This is a genomic window from Neopararhizobium haloflavum, assembly GCF_002750855.1.
Classification (GTDB): domain Bacteria; phylum Pseudomonadota; class Alphaproteobacteria; order Rhizobiales; family Rhizobiaceae; genus Georhizobium; species Georhizobium haloflavum.
The window spans coordinates 260380-285636 of the sequence record NZ_NWUC01000002.1 but is presented as its reverse complement, the minus strand read 5'-3'; the positions used below and the strand labels follow the sequence as shown (position 1 = coordinate 285636).

Annotated in this window: 23 protein-coding genes; 15 read left to right on the top strand and 8 right to left on the bottom strand. The window is 63.1% G+C overall.

The window, feature by feature from the left end; genetic code table 11:
• The first annotated feature begins 297 nt into the window (after nt 1-297).
• The 8 genes from CN673_RS05770 (at nt 298) to CN673_RS05740 (ending at nt 8186) form a co-directional block, all read left to right on the top strand.
• On the top strand, nt 298-1431 hold the full coding sequence (locus CN673_RS05770; protein WP_099865292.1) for a TRAP transporter substrate-binding protein: 1134 nt from the start codon (nt 298-300) through the stop codon (nt 1429-1431).
• Nucleotides 1432-1516: 85 nt separating this feature from the next.
• Entirely contained in the window at nt 1517-2140 is a 624-nt protein-coding gene (locus CN673_RS05765; protein ID WP_099865291.1) for a TRAP transporter small permease subunit, read from the top strand.
• Nucleotides 2137-3552 (top strand): TRAP transporter large permease, encoded by a 1416-nt coding sequence (locus tag CN673_RS05760; RefSeq protein WP_099865290.1) that lies wholly within the window; start codon nt 2137-2139, stop codon nt 3550-3552. The genes CN673_RS05765 and CN673_RS05760 overlap by 4 nt, the downstream gene beginning before the upstream one ends.
• On the top strand, nt 3545-4906 hold the full coding sequence (locus CN673_RS05755) for an amidase (RefSeq protein WP_099865289.1): 1362 nt from the start codon (nt 3545-3547) through the stop codon (nt 4904-4906). Before CN673_RS05760 ends, CN673_RS05755 begins: the two co-directional genes overlap by 8 nt.
• Nucleotides 4907-4928: 22 nt before the next feature.
• Nucleotides 4929-5087, top strand: coding sequence for a hypothetical protein (locus CN673_RS21090; protein WP_198585907.1), 159 nt, complete (start codon nt 4929-4931; stop codon nt 5085-5087).
• Nucleotides 5088-5102: 15 nt separating this feature from the next.
• Nucleotides 5103-6065 (top strand): 2-hydroxyacid dehydrogenase, encoded by a 963-nt coding sequence (locus CN673_RS05750; protein ID WP_099865288.1) that lies wholly within the window; start codon nt 5103-5105, stop codon nt 6063-6065.
• A gap of 155 nt (nt 6066-6220) precedes the next feature.
• Nucleotides 6221-7417 carry a glycosyltransferase family 4 protein gene (locus CN673_RS05745; RefSeq protein WP_099865287.1) on the top strand — a complete coding sequence of 399 codons (1197 nt, stop codon included), beginning with the start codon at nt 6221-6223 and terminating at the stop codon, nt 7415-7417.
• 19 nt (nt 7418-7436) lie between these two features.
• Nucleotides 7437-8186, top strand: a complete 750-nt coding sequence (locus CN673_RS05740; RefSeq protein ID WP_099865286.1) for a DUF8692 domain-containing protein — start codon at nt 7437-7439, stop codon at nt 8184-8186.
• Here CN673_RS05740 and CN673_RS05735 read toward each other — a convergent pair.
• On the bottom strand, nt 8112-9089 hold the full coding sequence (locus CN673_RS05735; protein ID WP_198585906.1) for a LysR substrate-binding domain-containing protein: 978 nt from the start codon (nt 9087-9089) through the stop codon (nt 8112-8114). The genes CN673_RS05740 and CN673_RS05735 overlap by 75 nt on opposite strands.
• Before the next feature lie 174 nt (nt 9090-9263).
• Here CN673_RS05735 and chvE point away from each other — a divergent pair, with 174 nt between their 5' ends.
• The 7 genes from chvE (at nt 9264) to CN673_RS05700 (ending at nt 18596) form a co-directional block, all read left to right on the top strand.
• Nucleotides 9264-10331 (top strand): multiple monosaccharide ABC transporter substrate-binding protein, encoded by a 1068-nt coding sequence (chvE, locus tag CN673_RS05730; RefSeq protein WP_099865284.1) that lies wholly within the window; start codon nt 9264-9266, stop codon nt 10329-10331.
• An 89-nt stretch (nt 10332-10420) separates the two neighbouring features.
• A complete protein-coding gene (gene mmsA, locus CN673_RS05725; protein WP_099865283.1) occupies nt 10421-11947 on the top strand; it encodes a multiple monosaccharide ABC transporter ATP-binding protein in 1527 nt (508 codons plus the stop codon).
• A 3-nt stretch (nt 11948-11950) separates the two neighbouring features.
• Complete coding sequence (gene mmsB, locus CN673_RS05720) at nt 11951-13153, top strand: multiple monosaccharide ABC transporter permease (protein ID WP_099865282.1); 1203 nt, start codon at nt 11951-11953, stop codon at nt 13151-13153.
• Nucleotides 13154-13166: 13 nt separating this feature from the next.
• Entirely contained in the window at nt 13167-14168 is a 1002-nt protein-coding gene (araD1, locus tag CN673_RS05715) for an AraD1 family protein (protein WP_099865615.1), read from the top strand.
• Between the two features lie 133 nt (nt 14169-14301).
• The gene (araD, locus tag CN673_RS05710; RefSeq protein WP_099865614.1) at nt 14302-16044 is read left to right on the top strand and encodes an L-arabinonate dehydratase; all 1743 of its coding nucleotides are present in this window, start codon (nt 14302-14304) and stop codon (nt 16042-16044) included.
• The gene (locus tag CN673_RS05705) at nt 16031-16987 is read left to right on the top strand and encodes a Gfo/Idh/MocA family protein (protein ID WP_198585905.1); all 957 of its coding nucleotides are present in this window, start codon (nt 16031-16033) and stop codon (nt 16985-16987) included. The genes araD and CN673_RS05705 overlap by 14 nt, the downstream gene beginning before the upstream one ends.
• Nucleotides 16988-17132: 145 nt before the next feature.
• A complete protein-coding gene (locus CN673_RS05700; RefSeq protein ID WP_198585904.1) occupies nt 17133-18596 on the top strand; it encodes an alkaline phosphatase D family protein in 1464 nt (487 codons plus the stop codon).
• A gap of 40 nt (nt 18597-18636) precedes the next feature.
• Here the strand turns inward: CN673_RS05700 and CN673_RS05695 are convergent, their stop codons facing one another.
• The 7 genes from CN673_RS05695 to CN673_RS05665 form a co-directional block, all read right to left on the bottom strand.
• Nucleotides 18637-19257 carry a DedA family protein gene (locus CN673_RS05695; protein WP_099865281.1) on the bottom strand — a complete coding sequence of 207 codons (621 nt, stop codon included), beginning with the start codon at nt 19255-19257 and terminating at the stop codon, nt 18637-18639.
• Nucleotides 19258-19343: 86 nt separating this feature from the next.
• A complete protein-coding gene (cysC, locus tag CN673_RS05690) occupies nt 19344-21215 on the bottom strand; it encodes an adenylyl-sulfate kinase (RefSeq protein WP_099865280.1) in 1872 nt (623 codons plus the stop codon).
• Nucleotides 21215-22108: a sulfate adenylyltransferase subunit CysD gene (cysD, locus tag CN673_RS05685; protein WP_099865279.1), complete on the bottom strand. Its 894-nt coding sequence runs from the start codon at nt 22106-22108 to the stop codon at nt 21215-21217. The genes cysC and cysD overlap by 1 nt, the downstream gene beginning before the upstream one ends.
• Entirely contained in the window at nt 22095-23138 is a 1044-nt protein-coding gene (locus CN673_RS05680; protein ID WP_099865278.1) for a sulfotransferase, read from the bottom strand. Before CN673_RS05680 ends, cysD begins: the two co-directional genes overlap by 14 nt.
• Nucleotides 23135-23491 carry a hypothetical protein gene (locus tag CN673_RS05675; RefSeq protein WP_099865277.1) on the bottom strand — a complete coding sequence of 119 codons (357 nt, stop codon included), beginning with the start codon at nt 23489-23491 and terminating at the stop codon, nt 23135-23137. The genes CN673_RS05680 and CN673_RS05675 overlap by 4 nt, the downstream gene beginning before the upstream one ends.
• Complete coding sequence (locus tag CN673_RS05670; RefSeq protein ID WP_099865276.1) at nt 23488-23712, bottom strand: hypothetical protein; 225 nt, start codon at nt 23710-23712, stop codon at nt 23488-23490. The genes CN673_RS05675 and CN673_RS05670 overlap by 4 nt, the downstream gene beginning before the upstream one ends.
• Nucleotides 23709-25076 (bottom strand): arylsulfotransferase family protein, encoded by a 1368-nt coding sequence (locus CN673_RS05665; RefSeq protein WP_099865275.1) that lies wholly within the window; start codon nt 25074-25076, stop codon nt 23709-23711. Before CN673_RS05665 ends, CN673_RS05670 begins: the two co-directional genes overlap by 4 nt.
• Nucleotides 25077-25257: the final 181 nt, after the last annotated feature.

Below are 25257 nucleotides of genomic sequence, written 5' to 3'. Positions count from 1 at the left end.
CCGCGACGCGGAATAATGGTGTTGTCCGCCGGTGTGCAAAGAGAATGCATTATTCAGTTTGGTGATGATGGCGTCGCAGGTACGAGGCGCGTCCGCTCATGGCATTGTGCGACCAGAAGACACGGACCTGGACTTTGTGCGACGCAGCAAATTCGAACCAATTCTGAATGGTTTTCGATATAGAATCCCACCAAGCAAGAAATGGCTGTAAAAGGAGTTGATTGAGGAGGGCCGATCGATATGATCGGCGAAAACAACAACGGAATAGCAAGTTCGTTTTAAATGGGAGAGAGATTGATGACATCCAAAGACAACAAGACCGTCTCACGCCGGTCGTTCCTGCGCGGCAGCGCCGTCCTCGGGGGCGCGGCGGCCGGTTCCACGCTCGCAGCACCTGCCGTTCTCGCGCAGTCGCCGCTCGTCGTCCGCATGCAGACATCATGGCCATCCTCGGACGTTTGGCAGGAAATGGCGCAGGATTACGCCGATCGCGTCGAAGCGATGTCCGGCGGCCGCATGACGATCGACCTCCTTCCGGCCGGCGCCGTGGTTGGCGCCTTTCAGGTCATGGACGGTGTGTCGGACGGCGTTATCGATATCGCGCACTCGGTCTGCGCCTATTGGTACGGCAAGCACAAGGGCGCTTCCATGTTCGGCACCGGCCCGGTTCTGGGCGGGAATCCGACAACGCTGCTTTCATGGTTCTATGCCGGCGGCGGCGACGAGCTCTATCGTGAGCTCACGCAGGACATTCTCGGCCTCGACGTCATCGGCTATCTCGGCATGCCGATGCCGGCACAGCCGTTCGGCTGGTTCAAGAACGAGGTCAACACGGTCGCCGACATCGAGGGCTTCAAGTACCGCACGGTCGGCCTCGCCGCCGATCTGCTGCAGGGCATGGGCATGAGTGTCGCCCAGCTGCCTGGCGGTGAAATCGTTCCCGCCATGGAGCGCGGCGTCATCGACGCCTTCGAGTTCAACAACCCGACCTCCGACCGTCGCTTCGGCGCGCAGGACGTGGCCGAGAACTACTACCTCGCGTCCTATCACCAGGCGGCCGAGCAGTTCGAGTTCATCTTCAACCGGCCTTTCCTCGAAGATCTGGACGAAGACCTCAGATCGATCCTGGTCTATGCTGTGGAAGCCTCCGCTACGGCCAACACGGCCAAGGCGCTCGACAATTACTCGCGCGACCTTGCTGAGCTGGAAGCCGGCGGCACGAAGGTTCACAGGACCTCCGACGAGATCCTGCAGGCGCAGCTTGAGGGCTGGGACCGGCTGATCGAAGAACTCGATCAGGATGAGTACATCTCCCGCGTTCTTCAGAGCCAGCGCGACTGGGTCGAGCGCGTGACCTATTACGAACTGATGAACACGCCCGACTATCAGCTGGCCTACGAGCACTATTTCCCGGGTAAGCTGAAACTCTGAGCTTGCTCGAATGTGAGTGAAATGGTGAGCCCGGCAAGAAAACAGCTCTTGCCGGGCTTCTTCAAGCTACCTACCGGGGAATCCCATGGTTCGGTTCATCAACTTTGCTGACGCCCTTTCGGCATGGTTCGGCAAGGCGTTCGCCTGGCTCATCATCATGATGACCTTCGGCATGTCCTACGAAGTTCTCGTGCGTTACCTTTTCAACAACCCGACGCCCTGGGCCTTCGACGTTTCGTTCATTCTTTATGGCTCCCTGTTCATGATGGGTGGAGCCTATACGCTCTCGCGCGGAGGCCATGTCCGCGGCGACTTCATCTATCGGACCTGGAAGCCGCAGACGCAGGCCAAGGTGGAACTGGTTCTCTATTTCCTGTTCTTCTTCCCCGGCGTGCTGGCGCTCATCGTGTCCGGTGCAAAATACGCCTCTCGCTCGTGGAGCTACGGCGAGGTCAGCATCAACAGCCCGGCCGGTATCCCGATCTACCAGTTCAAGACGGTGATCGTCGCGGCGGGGCTTTTGCTCTTCGTACAGGGGATTGCGCAGGTCTGCCGGTGCATCCTGTGCATCAGGGAAGGCTATTGGCGCGATCCGGAGCCGGACGTCATGGAAACGGAAGACCTTCTCTTGCAGGAAGGCAGCAAGATGGAGGGCGGTGTGCCGATTGTCGGCGGTGAACATCCCGCTGGCGAGGGAGACCGCAAATGACCGATCCGCAAATCGCAATCGCAATGCTGGGGATTTTCATATTCCTGGTGTTCCTCGGCTTCCCCATTGCATTCACGCTCATGGCGATGGGCATCGGCTTTGGCTACTACGCCTATTTCGATCCGAGCCGCATGTGGCGCGAATATTTCCGATTGGAAGAAGGCGCGGGCGGGTTCGAATCGGTCCAGTTATGGATCGAAGGGTTCTTCAACAACCGCATCTTCGACCTTTTCGTGAACCAGACTTACACGGTCATGTCGAACGAGGTTCTGACGGCCGTCCCGCTGTTCCTGTTCATGGGCTACATCGTCGAGCGGGCCAACATCGTCGAACGGCTGTTCACCACACTCAACATCGCATCTAAAAACATTCCCGGTTCGCTCGGCGTCGCCGCGCTCATCACCTGCATGTTCTTCGCGACGGCGACCGGCATCGTCGGCGCCGTGGTGACGCTGATGGGGCTTCTGGCCCTCCCGGCCATGCTCCGGGCGCGCTACGATCACAGCTTCGCGTCCGGCATCATCTGCGCCGGCGGGACGCTCGGGATCCTGATCCCGCCATCGATCATGCTGATCGTCTATGCCGCGGCGTCGGGCGTGTCGATCGTCAGGCTTTATGCCGGCGCGCTGCTGCCGGGCCTGCTCCTGACCGGCCTCTATCTGCTCTACGTGGTCGGCCGGGCCATCATGCAACCGAGTGTGGCGCCGAAACCCGCGCCGGGCGACGTCCCGGACGTGCCGGTCGGCAAGCTGATCTTCATGATCGCGACGTCGTTCCTGCCGCTTGCGGTTCTCATTCTCTCGGTGCTCGGCTCGATCCTCTTCGGCTTGGCCACACCGACGGAAGCGGCATCGATCGGCGCGCTCGGTGGTCTGGTGCTGGCGGTGGTCTATCGGGCGCTCACCTGGCAACGCCTGCGTGAGTCGGTCTATCTGACGGTGCGCACCACCGCGATGGTCTGCTGGCTCTTCGTCGGTTCCTACACCTTCTCGTCCGTGTTCTCCTATCTCGGCGGCGAGAACCTGATCGCTCACTTCGTCGAAGGGCTGGATCTCAACACGGTCACCTTCCTCATCCTCGCGCAGATCATCATCTTCCTGCTCGGCTGGCCGCTGGAATGGTCGGAGATCATCATCATCTTCGTACCCATCTTCCTGCCGCTGCTCGATCAGTTCGGTGTCGATCCGCTGTTCTTCGGGATCCTGGTGGCACTCAACCTGCAGACGTCGTTCCTGACCCCGCCAATGGCGATGTCGGCCTACTATCTGAAGGGCATCGCGCCATCGGAGGTCAGGCTGACCTCCATCTTCAAGGGATGTATGCCGTATCTGGCGATGGTGATCATTGCCATGGTGACGGTCTACGTCTTCCCGCAAATCGTCTATTGGCTGCCGAATCTGGTCTATGGTTAAGCGCAAGGAGGCACCCGAGGCGTTGATCGCCCTGGGTGCCGCAACTCTCAAGAAACGCCTTGAAAGCGGAGCACTGCGCGCTGTCGATCTGACAGCCGCGTGCCTGGAGGTCATCGCTCGCCGGGAGCCAGAGGTGAAGGCCTGGGCCTGGCTCGATTCCGACTTCGCCCTGAAACAGGCCGAAGCGCTCGATCTTCGTCGCAAGCATGGCAAGCCCATCGGCCCGCTTCACGGCCTGCCGGTCGGCATCAAGGACATCATCGACACGGCCCGCATTCCAACGGAGAACGGCTCGGCGATGGACAAGGGCCGCGTGCCAAAGACCGATGCGTTCGTCGTCGAGCGCCTCAAGCAGGCCGGCGCCATCGTCATGGGGAAAACCGTGACGACGGAACTCGCCTTTCTCGATTCCGGCAAGACGACCAACCCGCACAACGCAGCGCACACGCCGGGCGGGTCCTCGTCCGGCTCCGCTGCTGCCGTGGCCGCGCACATGGTTCCGCTGGCGATCGGCACGCAGACCGGCGGGTCGATCATCCGCCCGGCCTCCTATTGCGGCGTAACCGGCTTCAAGCCGACTTACGGCGTCATCCCGCGCACTGGCATTCTTCGCTCCGCGCCGACGCTGGATACGGTCGGTGTCTATGGCGCGCGGGCAGAAGATGCCGCACTTCTCGCCGATGTGCTTGCCGGCTACTGCCCGTCCGATCCGGCGACTTCAATGGCACCGGGTCCGAGGCTGATCGAAACCGCGGCCTCCAAGCCGCCGCTCACGCCCGTCCTGGCCTTTATTCGTCCGTTCGGCTGGGAAGAGGCCGAGCCGGCGATGAAGGAAGCGGTTGAGGAACTGGTCACCGTTCTCGGCGATCAGTGCTTCGAGGTCAATTTGCCCCGCGCCTTCGAGGAAGCGCTGGCGCAGCATCGCACGATCTATGCGGCCGAGATGGCCAAATGCTACTATGCCTATGAGAAGAAGGCCGGCGATCAGCTGCCGCCATCCGTCGCTGCCATGATGGGCGAGGGCAAAGCCATACCCGCGCGCGACTATATTGCCGCGCTCGACTGGCGCGGTCTTCTCAACGCGGCGCTTGACGAGGTGTTCGAGCGCTGCGACGCGATCATCATGCCCGCTGCCACGGGGCCGGCGCCCGCCGGGTTCGCGTCGACGGGCAATCCGGTCTTCAACGGGGTGTGGACCTTGTGTGGAACGCCGGCCGTCAGCCTGCCGCTCTTCACCGATGAAGCCGGCATGCCGATGGGTCTTCAGATGATCGGCCCCAGCCATGGCGACGGCCGGTTGCTGCGCACGGCACGATGGCTCGAGGGCTATCTGGCCGAAGAGCAAACGCAATAGACGAGACAAAGGAACGGGACCCATGAACAAGACGATTGCCGTCATCGCCCTTGCCGTTCTGGCAGCATTTCTCGGCATCCTGATCTACGAAGTGCCGCGCCTCGATCTGTCGGTGGTGGTCGGCATCACCATTCTGTTGGCGGCCTACGACTTCCTGAAGCCGAACAACCGGTCCTCTTGAAGCATAGGTTGAGATATGGCTCGTCCCCGTCTTCTGATAACCCGTCGCCTGACGGATGGCGTGCAGACGCGCGCGGCGCGCGACTACGACGTCGAATTCAACGAGGATGACCACGTCTTCTCGCGTGATGAACTGCTTGAGCGTTGCTCCGCCGTCGACGCGGTTCTGCCATGCCACTCCGAGCACTTCTCCGCCGAGGTGATCGGTGCGCTTCCCGCCGGCCTGAAGATCATTGCCAACCATTCGGTCGGGACCGATCATGTCGATCTCGACGCCGCGCGCGCAAAGGGCATTGTCGTCACCAACACGCCCGACGTCCTTTCCGATGCCACGGCCGAGATCGCCATGCTTTGCATGCTCGGTGCGGCAAGGCGCGGTGCGGAGGGGGACCGTCTCGTGCGCGAGGGCAAATGGTCCTTCTGGTCGCCTGCCTTCATGGTCGGACGCCAGGTCACCGGCAAGCGATTCGGCGTGCTCGGCATGGGGCGTGTCGGCCAGGTCGCTGCCGAGCGCGCGCGGGGCTTCGGCATGGAGATCCACTATCACAATCGCCGCCGCCTCGATCCGGCCGAGGAGAAGGGCGCCATCTTCCATGACACGCTCGAGGGGCTCTTGGCGGTCTCCGACGTGCTTTCCCTGCATTGTCCGACGACGCCCGACACGCGTGACCTCATCAACGCCGACCGTCTGGCGCAGCTGCCCGACGGCGCCATCCTGGTGAACACCGCGCGCGGCGCCCTTGTCGATGAAGACGCGCTGATCGGCGCTCTGACGTCGGGGAAGGTTTTTGCCGCCGGTCTCGATGTCTTCAAGGACGAGCCGGGAGGCAACGCCCGTCTCGCCGCGCTCGACAATGTCTTCCTCCTCCCGCACATCGGCTCGGCGACGTTCGAGACCCGCGATGCCATGGGCTTTCGCGCGCTCGACAATCTCGATGCCTATTTTCGTGGTGAGGCGCCAGGCGACCGGGTGGCGTAACGCCTTCGGTCGCTTTTCTGCCGGATTGCGGTGCAAAACGCACGATGTGCAGCCTCAGCTGCGCTCCAGCGGTTGCCCCTTGACGCGCCGATGACCACAATGCGCCCTGTTCAGGGACGCCAGATTTCCAACACGCGGAGAGGATTTCGGACGGGATGAAGGTCGTCATCGATGGCTGGCCTTTGCATCCGCCGCGCAGCGGCGTGGGGGTCTACACGCTCGAACTCATTTCGCGCCTTTCGCGCGACACGCGGATCGAACGCTTCGACGTTCTGATGGACGATCGGCTGATGACGTTCGAGGAAGCGCTGGCGGCCGTCGATGCGCCAAGGCCGCCCCCCTCGCTCATCAAGCGGGCCAAGGATGGTCTCGTCGCCTTGCCGGGCCTCGGCAAACTCGTCCAGTCTGGCATAAACGCCGTGCGCGCGCGCCAGTCTGCAACGCGCCGCGCGGCACTGATGGAGGATATGGGGAGCGGCGGGCCGGTGGTCTGCCATGCGACGAACTTCGTCGCCCCACAGCAGGCCGGCCGGCTGGTGACCACCATTCACGACCTGTCTTTCCTGCGCTATCCGGACATTCATCCCAGGGAGCGCATGGACTGGCTGACGCGCGGGCTGGACGACACCATCGCCCGTGCCGAACGGATCATCGCCGTATCGGAATTCACCCGCCAGGAAATTGTCGAACTTTGCGGGGTCGAACGCGAACGGATCGACGTCATCCATCTTGGGCCTGCGGCCGGATTTCGCCCCATCGGCAGAGAGGAGGCGGCCAGCGAGTTGACCCGATACGGACTTGGCTACGGCGCCTATGCCCTGTTCGTCGGCAATCTGGAGCCGCGCAAGAATCTGGAACGCCTGCTCGATGCCTGGGAAAAGCTGCCGCCCGGTGTGGCGCGAGCCCTGCCGCTCGTCGTCGCTGGTGGTGGCGGCTGGCACAACGAACAACTGATCGCCCGGCTGGATGCGGCAGTCGCTGCCGGCACGGTGAAGCGACTTGGCTACATTCCGTCCGCCGAACTGCCGATCCTTGTCGGTGGTGCGCGGTTCTTCGCCTTTCCCTCGCTCTATGAAGGCTTTGGCTTGCCGATCCTGGAGGCGATGGCCTCGGGTGTGCCGGTGCTGACATCCGATCGAGCCTCGATGCCGGAGGTTTCGGGTGGGGCTGCACTCCTTACCGACCCGGAAGACGCTGAACAGATCGCCTCTGGACTGGAGCGGTTGGCGCACGATGACGCGCTTTGCGCGGATCTTTCCGCGCGTGGCCTAGAAAGGGCCGGTATGTTCAGTTGGCAGCGCTGCGCCGACCAGACGTTTGAAACCTACGAAAGGGCGATGAAGACCCCTTGAGCCATCGGGACAGCCCATCATGAAGAAGGTCCAACTCGAGCACGCGGCCATTGCCGTGTGTTGCGTCGGCTTTGTACTCATCGGCCTGCCAAGCCTCACCATGGGCCTTGGCCTGACGCCGGTGGCGCAAGGAACGCGCGTGTTGTTTGACGCGGCGAGCGAAGCGAACATCTGGACCTGGTACAGCGTCACCGTCCTCACCGGCGCCGGCTATACCCATCTCATTGCAGCCTATACGCGCTGGCACCGACGCAGGAGAGATGTCGGGATATGGCTGACGATGTCCGTCATCATCTTTGCCATGTCTCTCGACGACTTCGCCGGCATTCACGAACGGCTAGAGCCGGTTGGCGAGCAACTTGGAGGGGGTGAGGGCGCGCTGCACTTTGCATGGGTGGTGCCCGGCCTCCTCATCGCTGCCGTCATCACGCTGGCTTTCTTCTTCGCCTGGCGGCGCTTGCCCGCTCTTCCGCGCACCTACCTGGCCCTTGGCATAGGCCTCTTCTTCGCCGGCGCCATCGGCCTCGAACTGATCGGCGGCTATGTTCTCGACACGAGCGGCTACGGCGTTTCTTATGTCCTGCTTTATCACCTCGAAGAGGGGCTGGAGGCGCTGGGGTCCACGCTGCTCTTGGCGGCAGGCATAGCCGATCTGCCGGAAGGCAGGCGGGATATGGCCTGGCTCCTGGAGCGTTCAGCCAAGCGTGGTCCCACCATTGGCGCCGATCCGGCTGCGGATCATGTCATGGATGATGCGCGAGGCAGGTGAGAGATCCCGGTCGCTGCGCATCAGGATTGAATAGGGTGAAACGACCAGGTCCGCTGCCGCTGGCAGAATATCGATGCGGCCGCCAAGCCCCTCGTTGCCGCCGAAGAATTCGGCCACCGACCGTGCGATGGGCGCAATGGCATTCGATTGCGATATCAGCGCCAGCGTCATCAGCGTCGATGACGTACTGATGACACGGGCGGGCAGTGGAAGGCCCCGTTCCAGCAGATAGGTTTCGACGGTGTGCCGCAGCAATCCCCCCGGCGCCTGGAGCACCCAGTCATAGAGAACGCATTGTGCCAGCGTCGGCGCTCCGCCCCGCGTCAGAGGGTGCTGGCGCCGCACGATCAGGCTCACTGGTTCGTGACCGATGAGGTCGGCCCTGAATGCGCTGTGGTCATGATCCTGGGGGATCCGGCCGACATAAAAGTCGAGGCGGTCGCTCATCAGCAATTCGGAGAGCTTGTCGCTGGTGTCGACGACGATGTTGGCCGAGATCCCCGGATGGGTCACACGGCATTGCCGCAGCACCGGCAACACCAGTTCCAGCGCCGGTCCGGTCACCGCGCCGATGCCCACCAGGCCGCGCTGCCCGGCCGCCAGCTCGTCGATCTCGCGGTCGGCGGCGTCGAGATCGCGCAGCACGCGGTGGGCCCACTCCGCCAGCCGGCTGCCCGGTTCGCTAAGGACAATGCCGCGTGGGTGGCGCGTGTGGAGCCTGGTGCCGACGATGCGATCGAGTTCGCCGAGCAGGCGCGAGGCGGCTGGCTGCGAGATGGCGAGCTGGCCCGCCGCCGCGCTGATCTGCCCCGTGTCGGCCAGCGCGGCGATTAAACGAAGATGAATCAGCTTGAGACCGCGACGCATCAACCGGTCCCGGCTGTATTCGCTCCCATTTGCCAAGATGCGTCTCCTCCATCGATATATCAAAAAGATCATATCAAGCAGAAAAAAGCGAATTTGACGGTAATATCGCTGCCCATCTAACACTTGTCGGACCGATGGAGGAGATCGGCCAGGCAGCTTTGCGATGCACGCCATCGGCTGGCGATCCTGTTCAATTCTGGGAGGAAAATCATGAAACGCATCAAAGGCGCGCTTGCCGCGACCGCGCTTACGGCTGTCATGCTGACGGCACCAGCTCACGCACAGGACAAGGGCTATGTCGGCATCGCCATGCCGACCCAGTCGTCTGCCCGTTGGATTTCCGACGGCAATTCGATGGTCGAGCAGTTCCAGGAAGCGGGCTACGAGACTGATCTGCAATATGCCGAGGACGACATCCCCAATCAGCTCTCGCAGATCGAGAACATGATCACCAAGGGCGTCGATGTTCTCGTCATCGCCTCGATCGATGGGACGACGCTGTCCAACGCGCTCGCCAACGCGGATGCGGCCGGCATCGAGGTCATCGCCTATGACCGCCTGATCCGCGACAGCGAGCATGTCGACTATTACGCCACCTTCGACAACTTCCAGGTGGGCGTGCAGCAGGCCGAATCCCTCGTCGCAGGTCTTGAGGAGCGCTTCCCCGACGCCAGCCCATGGAACGTCGAACTGTTCGGTGGCTCGCCGGACGACAACAACGCCTATTTCTTCTACGATGGCGCGATGTCGGTGCTGCAACCGATGATCGATTCCGGCGACATCGTCATCAAGTCCGGCCAGATGGGCATGGACACGGTCGGCACCCTGCGTTGGGACGGCTCGGTGGCCCAGGCCCGCATGGATAACCTTCTTTCCGCCAACTACACCGACGACCAGGTCCACGGCGTTCTCTCGCCCTATGACGGCCTTTCCATCGGCATCCTCTCGTCTCTCAAGGGAGTCGGCTACGGGTCGGGCGACATGGAAATGCCAATCGTCACTGGCCAGGATGCGGAGGTCCAGTCGGTCAAGTCGATCCTGGCGGGCGAGCAATATTCGACGATCTTCAAGGATACGCGCGAACTGGCACGCGTCACGGTCGGCATGGTCGAGGCGGTCCTCAACGATGGTGAGCCGGAGATCAACGACACCGAGACCTATGACAACGGCGTCAAGGTCGTGCCTTCCTATCTTCTTGAGCCGGTCCCGGTGACGGAGGAGAACTGGGAAGAGGTGCTGATCGACAGCGGCTACTACGAAGCCGGCGAGTTCGAATAAGCAACGTCGGCTCCGGGCCTGCCGGTCCGGAGCCTTCCCGGCGGGTCTTGGCGGCGCGATAGCGGGCCGAGCGGCAGGAAGACGGTTCGATGGACACCATTCTGGAAATGCGCGGCATCACCAAGGAGTTTCCCGGGGTGAGGGCGCTGGACAATGTCAGCTTCAAGGTGCGCCGGGGCGAGATTCACGCATTGGTCGGCGAGAACGGCGCCGGAAAATCGACGCTGATGAAGGTGCTGTCCGGCGTCTATCCGCACGGCCAGTACGAGGGCGACATCGTCTATGACGGCGATGTGAAGAGTTTTTCAGGCATTTCCGACAGCGAGCGCGACGGCATCGTCATCATCCATCAGGAACTCGCCCTGGTGCCGCTGCTCTCGATTGCCGAGAACATCTTTCTCGGCAATGAGCGCGCAACGCGCGGTGTCATCGACTGGCACGAGACGAACCGCCGCACGGCGCAGCTTCTCGCCCGGGTCGGCCTGTCGGAACGCCCGGAGACGAAGGTCGCCCATCTCGGCCTCGGCAAGCAGCAACTCGTCGAGATCGCCAAGGCGCTCTCCAAGGAAGTTCGCCTGCTCATCCTCGACGAGCCGACCTCCTCGCTCAACGAAAGGGACAGTGACGCGCTGCTTCAGCTGCTGTCGGAGTTCCGCGATCGTGGCATCTCGTCCATCCTCATTTCCCACAAGCTCAACGAAGTGTCCAAGGTCGCCGACACGATCACCGTGCTGCGCGATGGCGCGGCGGTCTCGACGCTCGATTGTGCGGCAGGCGCCGTCAGTGAGGACCGGGTCATCCGCGACATGGTCGGACGTTCCCTGTCGGACCGCTATCCCTCGCGCACCCCGAACATCGGCGAAGTCGTCATGGAAGTGCGCAACTGGACCGTCCATCATCCAATCGACAGCCAGCGCAAGGTCGTCGACGATGTCAGCTTCAATCTGCGCCGCGGCGAAGTGCTGGGCATCGCCGGCCTGATGGGGGCAGGGCGCACCGAGCTTGCCATGAGCCTGTTCGGTCGCTCCTACGGCACCGGGATCAAGGGCGAGGCCGTCATCAACGGTGAGAAGTCCGATATTTCCAGCGTGCCGAAGGCGATCAAGGCGGGTCTTGCCTATGCCACGGAAGACCGAAAGACCTATGGGCTCGTCCTCGACCAGACGATCCGGCGCAACGTCCCGCTGGCCAATCTGGAAGCGGTGGCGAGAGGCGCCGTCGTCGACAAGCATCTGGAAGGCGAGGTCGCGGAAGAGTATCGCCGCAAGATCAACATCAAGACCCCTTCGATCGAGCAGGCCACCATCAATCTGTCCGGCGGCAACCAGCAGAAGGTGGTGCTGTCGAAGTGGCTGTTCGCCGATCCGGACATCCTCATCCTCGACGAGCCGACGCGCGGCATCGACGTCGGCGCCAAGTTCGAGATCTATACGATCATTCGCGACCTTGCCGCAGCCGGCAAATCGCTCATCGTCATATCCTCCGAAATGCCGGAACTGCTCGGCATCACCGACCGCCTCTACGTCATGGACAAGGGGCGCTTCGTCGGGGAAATGGCGTCCGCCGATGCGACGCAGGAGAAGATCATGTCGACGATCATCAAGGCAGGGGGCTAGCCCATGGATCAGTCCATCGCTCAATCCGAAGTGAAAGCTGCAGAACCCGGCGCGCAGGCCAGCTTCCTGCGCAAGAACATGCGCGAATATGGCATTCTCATCGCGCTCGTCGTCATCATGGCGTTCTTTCAGTTCGCGACGGACGGCATCCTCATGCGTCCGGTCAACCTGACCAACCTCGTCCTGCAGAACAGCTATATCGTCATCATGGCGGTCGGCATGCTCCTGGTCATCGTGTCGGGCCATATCGACCTATCGGTCGGCTCCGTCCTCGGTTTCGTCGGCGCCCTGGCCGCCGTGATGATCGTGCAATGGGACGTGAACTTCGTGTTGGCTGCGATCGTCTGCCTGGCCGTTGGTGCGGCCATCGGCGCTGCCCAGGGCTTTTGGGTCGCCTATTACCGGATTCCGTCCTTCATCGTCACGCTCGCAGGCATGCTGGTCTTCAAGGGGCTGACCTTGTGGCTGCTTGCCGGCCAGTCGGTCGGTCCGTTCCCGCCCACCTTCCAGCTGATCTCCTCCGGCTTCGTGCCGGACCTTTTCGGCGGCGAGAATTTCAATGTCTTCTCGCTGGTCGCCGGCGTTTGCCTCGCCACCTTGCTGCTCTATCTCGCCGCACGGGCCCGTCGCCAGGAGCACCAGCGCGGCCTGGTCGAGGAACCCTTCGCATTCTTCCTCGTCAAGAACGTCATGATCTTCGCGGCGATCGTCTATGTGAGCTTTCTCATGGCGACCTTCCGTGGATTGCCGAACGTGTTCATCGTCATGGCGCTGCTCATCGCGATCTACTCCTTCGTCGCCAACAGAACGACGATCGGCCGGCGCATCTATGCCATCGGCGGCAATGAGAAGGCGGCGAAGCTGTCGGGCATCCGCACCGAGCGGCTGGTGTTCCTGACCTTCGCCAACATGGGCATGCTCGCCGCCCTGGCCGGCCTGGTCTTTGCGGCCCGGCTCAACACGGCAACGCCGAAAGCCGGCCTTGCATTCGAGCTCGACGTCATCGCGGCGGTCTTCATCGGCGGCGCCTCCATGTCCGGCGGTGTCGGCACCATCGTTGGCGCGGTGATCGGCGCGTTCATCATGGGCGTGATGAACAATGGCATGTCGATCCTCGGCATCGGCATCGATTACCAGCAGGTGATCAAGGGTCTGGTGCTGCTCGCAGCCGTGATCTTCGACGTCTACAACAAGAACAAGGGATAGCGCGGATATGGCCATGCTGTTGTCGCAGATCCGAAGGGCCGACGGATCGCTCGCCGTCGTCGCGCGTGAAGGAACCGAGGCCTACGAGGTGCGCGGCGCCGAGAGCGTCCATGCGCTGGCGATGGCGTGCATCGGGGCCGGCGCCAGCCTCTCGGCCTTCGTCGGGCAGCAGGGCTTCGGCGCGGCAGTCGACCTCGAAGAGGCCTATGAGGAGGGCCGCCTGCTTTCACCCGTCCATCATCCCGATCCCGCGCATCTGCATCTCACCGGCACCGGCCTCACCCATCTCGGATCGGCAGCAACACGCGACAGCATGCACCAGAAGGCGGCCGGCGACCCGGACACGCTGACCGATTCCATGAAGATGTTCCGCATGGGGCTGGAGAGCGGCAAGCCGCAGAACGGAGCGGCCGGCGTGCAGCCGGAATGGTTCTACAAGGGAAACGGCAGCGCGGTCGTTGCGCCGGGCGCAGCGCTGGTCTCCCCCGCCTTTGCAGACGATGCGGGCGAGGAACCGGAGATCGCGGGCATCTACGTCATCGCACCCGACGGGACGCCTTTTCGGATCGGCTTTGCATTGTCGAACGAATTCTCCGACCACGTGATGGAGCGGGTCAACTATCTCTATCTCGCCCATTCCAAGCTGCGCCCCGCCGCCTTCGGCCCGGAAATACTGGTCGGCAGGTTGCCCGACGACATTCGTGGGACATCGCGCATTCGTCGCGGCGAAGAGATCGTCTTTGAAAAGCCGTTCCTTTCGGGAGAGGCGAACATGTCCCATTCGATCGCCAATCTGGAGCATCACCACTTCAAGTATGACCTCTTCCGTCAGCCCTGCGATGTCCATGTCCACATGTTCGGCACCGCCACGCTGTCATTTGCCGATGGTGTGCGCACCGCGCCGGGCGACCTCTTCGAAATCGAGGCGCCGGGGTTCGGGCTGCCGCTGCGAAACGTGTTGAGGACGACGCCTGCCTTGCGCGGCGAGGGCATGCAGACCGTCCGCGCCTTGTAGCAAGGCTGGCCCGAAGACGCCGCCGCGCCGGCCAGTATTGGCGCCAGGCCAGGCCAGGCAAGTATCAGTTCGCCGGAATGGTTGCAGGTTGTCCGCCGCGATCCTGGCGTCGTTCGAGAAGGTATCGACCCACATGACGTTCAAGAAGGCATCCTGGCCGCGCAAGCTGCGATCGACCGAATGGTATGGCGGCACGTCCCGTGATCACATCTATCATCGCTCCTGGATGAAGAACCAGGGCTTGCCGGCCGACCTTTTCGACGGCAGGCCGGTGATCGGGATCTGCAACACCTGGTCGGAGCTGACACCGTGCAACGCGCATCTGCGCGATCTGGCACAACGGGTCAAGCACGGCATCTACGAGGCCGGCGGTCTGCCGGTGGAGTTCCCCGTTTTCTCCACGGGTGAAAGCTCACTGCGGCCATCGGCCATGATGTACCGCAATCTTGCCTCCATGGATGTCGAGGAGGCCCTTCGCGCCAACCCGCTTGACGGCGTCGTGCTCATGGTCGGGTGTGACAAGACCACGCCTGCGCTCCTCATGGGGGCGGCAAGCGTCGATATCCCGGCGATCGCCGTCTCCGGCGGACCGATGCTCAACGGCTGGTTCCGGGGCGAGCGGGTCGGCTCTGGCACGGCGCTCTGGCAAATGTCGGAAGACGTCAAGGCCGGCAATATGTCGAGCGACGATTTCCTGGAGGCCGAGCAGGCGATGTCGCGCAGCCCCGGATCGTGCAACACCATGGGCACCGCCTCGACGATGGCCTCGATGGCCGAAGCGCTCGGCATGGCATTGTCCGGCAATGCCGCGATTCCCGCCGTCGACAGCCGTCGCCGCGTCATGGCCCATCTGACGGGCCGGCGGATCGTCGATATGGTCAAGGACGACCTCAAGCCCTCAGATGTCCTGACGCGCGAGGCCTTTGAGAACGCCATTCGCGTCAACGGTGCGATCGGCGGCTCTACCAACGCGGTCATTCACCTTCTGGCGCTTGCCGGGCGCGTCGGCGTCGACCTGACGCTTGATGATTGGGACCGGCTCGGCCGCGACATCCCGACGATCGTCAATCTCATGCCGTCCGGGCGCTATCTGATGGAGGAATTCTTCTATGCAGGCGGGCTGCCGGTGGTGATCCGTCGGCTCGGTGAGGCCGGACTGCTCCACCGCGACGCTCTCACGGTCTCCGGCCGGGGGGTCTGGAACGAAGTCCGCGAGGTAAAAAACTGGAACGAGGATGTCATCCTGCCGGTCGAGCGGGCCTTGACGGGGCAGGGCGGCATCGCCGTCCTGAAGGGCAATCTCGCTCCGCAGGGCGCCGTACTCAAACCCTCGGCCGCCAGCCCGCATCTCCTGACGCATCGCGGCCGCGCCGTCGTCTTCGAGGACATCGACGATTACAAGGCAAGGATCAACGACGATGCGCTCGATGTCGACGAGACCTGCGTCATGGTCATGAAGAATTGCGGGCCGCGCGGCTATCCGGGCATGGCCGAGGTCGGCAATATGGGACTGCCGCCCAAGGTCCTGAAAAAGGGAATCAAGGACATGGTGCGCATCTCCGATGCGCGCATGTCCGGCACGGCCTACGGCACGGTCATCCTCCACACCTCCCCCGAGGCGGCCGTCGGCGGACCGCTGGCGATCGTCAGATCCGGCGACATGATCGAGATCGATGTGCCCGGCCGGCGCCTCCATCTCGACGTTCCCGACGAGGAGATCGCCAGCCGCCTCGCCAGATGGCAGTCACCGGTCAAGGCGCCGGAAAGCGGTTATGCGCGGCTCTTTCACACCCACGTCCAGGGGGCCGATACCGGCGCCGATTTCGATTTTCTGAAGGGCCAGCGGGGGAAGGCGGTGCCGCGTGACAGCCACTGAGACCGAAATCCCCGTTGCCATTGTCGGCGTCGGGAAGATCGCACGCGATCAGCACATGCCGTCGATCGAAAGATCGCCGACGTTCCGGCTCGCGGCCGTCGTCAGCCGCAATGCGCATGTCGATGGCGTGGAGAATTTCTCCACCGTCGGTGCGCTTCTCGAGGCGCGGCCCGACATTCCTGCCCTGGCGCTCTGCATGCCGCCTCAGGTCAGGTTCGAGGCCGCGCATGCGGCGCTTCTGGCTGGCCGGCACGTCATGCTGGAAAAGCCGCCCGGCGCGACGATCGCCGAGGTCAGGGCCTTGCAGTGGCTGGCCACCGACAAGGGATGCACGCTCTTCGCCAGCTGGCATTCGCGCTATGCGCACGCGGTGGACGATGCCCGGCAATGGCTGAAGGAGCGCGCGGTCCGGCACGTCAGCATCGTGTGGAAGGAAGACGTCCGGCGCTGGCATCCGGGTCAGGACTGGGTATGGCAGGCCGGTGGCCTGGGCGTCTTCGATCCCGGCATCAACGCCCTTTCCATCCTGACGGCGATCCTGCCGCATCCCGTCCACGTGACGACGTCGGAATTGTCGTTTCCGCAAGGGCGCGATGCGCCGATCGCCGCACGGGTCGATTTTGCTAACGGGCGCGGCGCAGTTGTCGAGGCGGTGTTCGACTGGCGCCAGGAGGGTCCCCAGACGTGGGACATCGATGTGGTCACCGATGACGGCACCTTGAAGCTTTCCGATGGCGGTGCTCGGCTGGCCATCGACGGGGCAAAGCGGCATGCAGGCGATGATCGTGAATATGATGGTCTCTATGCCCGTTTCGCCAATCTGATCGCTACCGGCACCAGCGATGTTGACCTGTCGCCGCTGGTTCATGTCGCCGATGCCTTCATGCTCGCCCGGCGGGTCAACGTCGCCCCATTTGACGACGACAGCGTTTCCAGCGCCTAGAACCGGCCGCGCCGCAAAGTCCACGCGGCCTTGTCGGGACGGCGCCACATCCCTAAATTGCGTGAGCCGGCTGAAGGGCGCCGGCGTTGTTCCATGCCGCCAGGCATCGCGCCGCCGCCGTCCATCCCAGCACCGGACTTCCGAATTGACCGATCTTGCCGACGACGCTCAACTCGCCGACCTTGCCGCTGCCACCGGCCCGATGCTTCACCTGCGCGGGCAGGTCTCGGAAGGGATCGCGCTTGTCGTCGTGCTCGTTCGTCCGGCGGAGGTCGCCCCACCCCCGCTCAATGTCGCCACCGGTCCCGTCGGCTCGACGCCGCTTCTCATGCGCCACGGCGTCGCCATCCACCAATATGCCCTCGTTCTGCCGATGGAGGCGGCCGCCTGGTACGAGATAGAGGGACGGCGCTATACGATCGACACGCGCCTCGGCGAGGATCTGCGCATTGCGTTCGTTTCCTGCAACGGGCAGGAGCATGGCGATCGCGATCGCTCGCCCGAAGAGCGCAACGTCCTTTGGAGCCGCCTTGCCGAGCGTCACGCCAAGGCCCCGGTCAACCTGATCCTGCATGGCGGCGATCAGATTTATGCCGACGAGATCCTCGACGTCCATCCGGTAACGCGCGAGTGGGGCGAGGAGAACGGCGATCCCGGCAACGATGCTGGTGCTGAGATCACCGCCATCCGCGAGGCGCTGTCGCGCGCGCTTCTTCAGCGCTATCTCGAACTCTACGGACAGCCGCAACTGGCGCACATGCTGGCTCAGGTGCCCTCGCTCGCGATGTGGGATGATCACGACATCTGCGACGGCTGGGGTTCACTGCCCGATCGCAAGCTCGATTCGCCGGTCGGCCGCGCTGTTTTCGAGATCGCGCGCGATTATTTCCTGTTGTTCCAGCTCGGCGGCTCGCCGCATGCGCTGCCCAGCCATCTGATGGACCCGACCGGCGCGGCGCTCGGCTGGCATGTCGCCTTGCCGGATCTGCATATCGTTGCGCCGGACCTGCGCTCGGAGCGCCGTCGCCGGCAGATCATGGGCGAAAATGGTTGGCAAAGTCTCGAGCAGGCCTTGAAGGGCGTAAAGGGCCGCACGCTTCTCGTCAGCAGCGTGCCCGCACTCGGTCCGCGCCTCTCGCTCATCGAAACACTGATGCGCATGACGCCGACCATGGAGAAATACGAGGACGACCTGCGCGACCAGTGGCAAAGTCGCACGCATCGCAGCGAGTGGCGCCGGCTCCTACGTCTGCTGCTCGAAACGCACAGCCGGCCGGGCAACCGCGTCACGGTGGTCTCTGGCGAAATCCATCTGGCGACCCGCGCGACGCTGGACGATCCGAGCGGGCCGCTTCACCAGCTCGTCGCCTCCGGCATCACCCATCCCCCGCCGCCCGAACTTTATGCACGGGCGCTCGGCACGCTTGCCCGACTGGGCGAGACGCCGCTGAAAGGACATCCCATCCGCATTCACCCTCTGCCTGGCAGGGATACGATCTACACGGCACGCCGCAACTTCCTGATGCTGGCGCGTGAGAACGGCAGGTGGCGGAGCTGGTGGGAGCTGGAGGACCCGCAAGGTGTGACGCCCCCGCTGGATCTCGATTGATCTCGCACGCTTCCTTTCAACCGGCTCGCGAAGGACCCCGTCAGTCGGTTTCGGGCTTCTGGCCGTGGTTGGCGTCGAATGTGACGACCCGGTAGATGTAGTAGCCGACCGCGAGGATGACGATCGCATTGGAAACCGGCCCAACATAGGCTTCCACCGTCTCATAGGCCTGACCGAGCAGGAAGCCGGCGAAGGCCAGCGCCGAGGTCCACGCCACCGTGCCGATCGCCGAATAGGCGAGGAACTGGCCGAAAGGCATGCGCGCCAGCCCCGCCGGCACGGAGATCAGCGTTCGCACGGTCGGCACCAGCCGGCCGAAGAGAACGGCGGGCGGGCCGCGATGCTTGAACCAGAGGTTGGCGCGGTGCACGTCGTCGGGCGTCATCGTCAGCCAGCGCCCATGGTCGCGCGCCAGCCGCTTCAATCGGCGCTCCCCCAGTTTCCGGCCAGCCACGTACCAGGGCAAAATGCCCAGCAGCGAACCCACGCTGCCTGCGGCGATGACGAGGAAGATCGAGATGTCGCCCTGCGCCGATCGATAGCCGGCTAGCGGCATGATCAGTTCGGAAGGAATGGGCGGGAAGATGTTTTCCAGAAACATCAGCAGCGCAATGCCGAAGACACCGAACTGCTCGATAAGACCCTGAACGAATGATTCCACGCAAATCCCCTTGCTGATGTCTCCATAACGCAGGGAAGGGCGCGAGGTTCAAGGTGTTTCGGGTGATCCGGCTGGATGGCTGCGGATTACGGATCGATAACACCACGTTGCGCAAGCAGGGCAATGACCCGCTCGGCCAGGCTCTCCACGTCGCTCCGATCCGTCTGCAGCCGCAGCTCCGGATCGGTCGGCGCCTCGTAGGGGCTGCCGATGCCCGTGAAATTGGGGATGCTGCCCGACCGTGCCTTTCGGTAGAGCCCCTTGGGATCTCTTTCTTCGCAGACACGGAGCGGCGCATCCACGAAGATTTCCAGGAAGGTGCCGTCGCCTGCCAGCGAGCGGGCGAGTTCGCGTTCGCTGCGGAAGGGTGAAATGAAGCTGACGAGCGTGATAAGCCCGGCATCGAGCATCAATCGCGCCACTTCGGCGACGCGACGTATATTCTCGACGCGATCCTCGACGGTAAAGCCAAGGTCACGGTTGAGTCCCTGGCGAACATTGTCGCCATCGAGCGACATCGTCCGGCATCCCATGGAAAACAGTCGTTGTTCCACGGCATCGGCGACGGTCGACTTGCCGGCGCCGGACAAGCCGGTGAACCACAGGATGCAGGGACGGTGCCGGTTCTGGGCCGAGCGCGCGGCGCGATCGATGCGCATTGCTTGCCGATGGACATTGCTCGACCGGCGCAGCGAGTGATCGATCATGCCGCATCCCAGCGTCGCGTTGGTCTCCGGATCGATGAAGATGAACCCGCCCGTATCGCGGTTGACGCGATAAGGATCGAACGGAACGGCTTGATCGAGCGACAGATTGCACACGGCGATATCGTTCGATGAAAGCGTCCGGGCGGCGAGCTTTCGCTGGCTCTCCACATCGATGCGGTACTTGATGTCGGTGACCTGGACGTTGACCGTCCTTGCGCCGATGCGCAGCAGATAGCGCCGGCCGGGCAGCATGGGTTGCTCGTCCATCCAGACCATATGGGCGGTGAACTGGTCCGCAACCTCTGGACGCGCCTCGACCGGCGCGAGCACGTCGCCGCGAACGATGTCGATCTCGTCGTCGAGAACCAGCGTCACGGCCCGGCCCGCCGCCGCCACCTCAAGATCACCATCCATCGTTGTGACCCGCGCAATTGATGCCTGGCGTCCCGATGGCAGCGCAATGAGCCGTTGCCCCACGGAAAGGCTGCCGCCTCTCACCGTCCCCTGGAAGCCGCGAAACGAGCTGTCGGGCCGGCAGACCATTTGAACCGGAAACCGCGCCGGCCCTGCCGCGTCGAGGCGGGAGCGTTCAGGCGCTTCCAGAGCGTCCAGAAGCGTCGGGCCATCGAACCAGGGCATCGAGGAGGAGCGGACGACCACGTTGTCGCCCGAAAGGGCGGACACCGGGACGCTTACGAAATCATCGATCCCGCGTTCCTCTGCAAAGGCGGCGAATTGTTGATCGACCGCGCGATAGGCGGCTTCGCTGAAAGCGGCAAGGTCCATCTTGTTGATCGCGAGCACGAGTCTTCTTACGCCGAGAAGCTGGACGATGTGCATGTGCCGCCGTGTCTGCGCGACCAGCCCCTTGCGCACGTCAACCAGAAGCACTGCAAGCTCGGCGGTCGAGGCGGCCGTTGCCATGTTGCGGGTGTACTGCTCATGGCCCGGCGTGTCGGCCACGATGAAGGCGCGCCGCCGCGTCGCGAAATAGCGATAGGCGACGTCGATGGTGATGCCTTGCTGCCTTTCGTCCGCGAGCCCGTCAAGAAGAAGCGCGGGATCGATCCGGTCTTTCCCGGTGGTGCCGTATCGCCGCGATTCGTCGCTGAGACGATGCAGCTGGTCATCGAAAACTGCTCCGCAGTCCAGCAGCATCCGGCCGAGAAGCGTTGACTTGCCGTCGTCGACCGAACCGCACATCATCATGCGAACATGGGACTGCTCGCTGGGCTTGGGAGACGCGGCCATCAGAAATAGCCCGCGCGCTTCTTGGCTTCCATCGATGTGCCGTCCGGACGGTCGATCAGCCGGCCCTGCCTCTCGCTCGTGCGCGAAGCCGCCATCTCCTCGATGATCGCGTCGACGCTCGCCGCCTCGCTTTCGATCGCACCGGTCAGCGGGTAGCAGCCAAGCGTTCGAAAGCGCACCGTACGGTGCTGCACGCGCTCCTCCGGTCTCAGCGGCATGCGTTCGTCATCGACCATGATCAGGGAGCCCTGGCGTTCGACGACGGGCCGCTTGCTGGCGAAATAAAGGGGAACGACGGGGATGTTCTCACGCCTGACATAGCGCCACACGTCCAGTTCGGTCCAGTTCGACAGCGGGAAGACGCGGACGCTCTCGCCCGGATTGACCCGGCCGTTGTAAAGGCTCCACATCTCCGGCCGCTGCTTCTTGACGTCCCATTGGTGCGCGCGCGAGCGGAACGACAGGATCCGTTCCTTGGAGCGGCTGGCCTCTTCATCGCGCCGCGCGCCCCCGAAGGCGGCATCGAACCCGCCCTTGTCCAGAGCCTGAATCAGTGCCTCGGTCTTCATCACCTCGGTGTGCCGGTCGGCGCCGTGAGAAAACGGACCGACGCCGTCGCGCACGCCCTGCTCGTTGACCTGAACGATGAGATCGAGACCCAACTGACGCACGCGCGCATCACGAAAGCGGATCATCTCGGCGAATTTCCAGGTGGTGTCGACATGCAGCAGGGGAAAGCGCGGTCGGTCCGGGTGGAAGGCCTTGAGGGCCAGGTGCAGCATCACGCTGCTGTCCTTGCCGATGGAATAAAGCATCACCGGCCTGGCGGCCTGGGCCGCCACTTCGCGGAAGATGTGGATGCTTTCCGCTTCGAGATGGTCAAGATGATCCATGCGCAGCCCTCGCCAGCATCCGCATTCGCTCGTAGAGCCGCTGCGCACGGTCCTCAAGCACGGGGTCGATCTCATCGGCAGGGTGTGGCGCGGCAATCTGAAATGCCGGCAAGGCGTCGCACTTCAAATCCAGCCGGTGTGTCAGACCGGCCCACACGCCGGGATCGGCGCACAGGTCCTCATAGCAGACGAGCGTCAGCGATGGCCGGTCCGCGTGGTGGCTCAGAAGGTGGTCGTGATAGGCGATCCAGTGTCTCAGCCAGTAGTTCAGTTCCGCCGGATCACCGGTGGTCTGGCCCGCATGGCCGAAGCGGAACGGTCGATGGTCGAGGCCGAACTCGTGGTGGGCAAGCCATGTCATGTAATCGCGGACGAACGGATCGGCCGACTGTATCGCGCAGTGGTGATGGTGTTGTTTGCGAAGCGACAAGGCATGCTGGACCGGCTCGCGGAACGGGACCAGGAAATCTGAACCGGTGAAACGATCCAGCAGCGCGCCCAGTCTGAGGATGTTGTTGTTGTTTTTCGTCAGATAGCGCGAGCGTTGCTCGGCATGAAGGACCAACCCGACATAGGCCGCGAACCTATCCATGGTCTCGTCGTCGACCGCATGCGGGACGAGCGCGTCCCCGCCAATGTAGTCGGTGCCGGCATTGACGCGCCAGAAGACCTCGTCCAGCGCCTCGGGGCTGTCGGTGTCGATCATGATCCTGTCGCCGTGCGCGCGAAGGGTCGGCGCGCTCGAACTGACGAAGCGACGCGAGACGCTCCCCCAGAGCTTGGGCGCAAGCACGAAGGGCATGTGGCGATAGGTGAGGGATGCGAATGCGCCTGTCGTATGAAGCGCACGCATCAGGATCGTCGTTCCTGCTCGCGCCAGGCCCGTCACGAACACATGGCCATTCGGCGATGCGGGCGGAACGTTCCTGCCAACGGCAAGGCGCTCCATGTCGAATGCCGCTTCGGCGATGGCCGGGTTGGCCAGGGCAAGTCGATGCGCCAAACGGGATGTTGACCCGTAGGCCGTCACTGCCAGATCCTTTTCCGGGCAACCAGATAGGCGATCGATCCGAGGCACAGCGCCAGCGCCATTCCCGGATCACGGATCAAGATGCCGACATCGGGCAGTGCCAAGGCGGCGAGAACCCAGGGCGAGGCGTAGAGCGCGAGAAGTGAAAGAATGAAGAGATTGAGCAGGAACAGCATGCGCGAATAGGTCAGCATGCGCCGCTCCTTGTACTCGTCGTTGAGCTGGCGGTCACCGAGCGCGGCAATGATGAGACCCACCAGCTTGCGTGTGCTGCGCAGCCGCTCCAAGAGCGGGGTCGCCAGAATGAGCTCGCAGGTCAGGATAAGCAGCAGCGCTATGACGGTCTGGCTCACTGCTTCTTCTCCGAGTCCCGTTCGGGCTTCGCAGCCCGCCGCTTACGCAACGCGCGCTTGATCGGGTAATAGACGACGGCGAAAACGCCGAGCAGGACCGAACCGACGACCCCAAGCACCGCGGCAACGGCGCCGGCGCCAAGGCCTGGGCCGATATAGGCCTGAGCCGGCAGTGCGCTTGCCAGAAAGATCAGCGCGGCGAGGGCTGGAATGGGTGTCATTGATCGCATGTCGTCTCGTCCATCCATGTCAGGTCAATCTCGTCACGATAGAGGTAGCGCGACCATTGCATGGCGCCGATGCCATCCGCGGTGCGGTTGACATAGTGCCAGCGCGGTCCCTCGGGCGACAACCGCCACAGGATCCCGGATGTGCTTCTCTCCACGAAGACGTCTCCGTTGCGCAGGACGCGATGCGTGCTGGAGGACGCATCGCGAATGTCGAGCGCCTCAAAGACGGCGTCATAGGGCGTTTCGACCACATCACGGGCCATGTCGTAGATATAGACCGTGGAGTGGTCGTGGGGCCATGTCAGGCCGGCCACCGACAGGCTGTTGTCGTTCCCGTAGAGGCTGAAGCGCCCGTCGCCGAGATAGTCCATGTCGTGCTGCGCAAGCCACGGTCCTGCCTTGTACCACACGATCTCGTTGCTTGAGGGACGGTAGAGCAGGACCGCTGAGAGATGCCGCGAACTCAGCATGATGTCGCCGGCACTGACGAACGCATCGCTCGTCTTGATGATTTCCGCGTCGTTGAGATGTATCGGGTCGTCACCGACATTGCGTCCGAGCACGGTATGGAAGCGGCCGTTGGCGTAGAGGATGTCGAGGATCGAGGTTTCGGAGATGATCTTGCCGTCGCGGTCGACGATGGCATAGCCGTCGTCACGAAGGCCGGCCTTGAAGGGGGCAGGCTCCGGGTCGTCAACGATGATGGGGACGATCACACCATCGTTGGCGGTTTCGATGCTGTGATGAAAATGGCGATCATTGGCCCATATTAGGTCGCCGCAGGCCGACCAGCGTGACAGCGACCCTTCGCCGCTCGTCACCACGACACTGCCATCCGCCATAAGCAGAGGCGACTGCGAGCGAAAGAGCTCGCGTGTCTCGATCGGATCCAGCGTTCCCCGTTCCTGCTCCGCCCGAAGCATGGGAGAACTGTCGACCACGGCCTGCGGATCGGGCTTCCATTGCCAAACCACCGAAGAGGCCGAAATGTCGAACAGCTGGACGACATTGATGCGGTCCTCATGGCTGTAGGCCGATATCAGCAGATAGCCCTCATCGGAAAAGTCGGCATCGTTTATGTTGAGGTTGCGCTCGTAGTCGCCCGAAAGGATTTGCGGGTTTCGCTCCACCAGCGTGCCATCCTCACCGATGTCGATCCCGCTTTCGATCAGATGCGCCAGATTGTCGGGCACGGAGGCGAGCGACAGCGCGGCCGCTCCGATCCCCTCGGGCTCCTGCTGCGATTCCAGCTCGTTCTTGAGTGTCCACGAGAAGAAGACCCAGCCGACGAAGACCAGGATGAGAACGAGCAGACCGACCCATAGTTCGATCTTTCGGAACAGCAGTGCTTCCATGAGCGGCGTGGTCTGTTCTTCCGTTTGGCTCCGCCAGAAAGCGGGATTTGGGTCCGTGTCCAGCCACAGCGTGTGCCCGGCGGATATGGATGGAGAGCACTCGGGTAACGGGAGCCTTTGACCACCATCGGACACACAGCGTCAAGACCAGACGGGCTGTGTATAGCGACTATCTCACAAG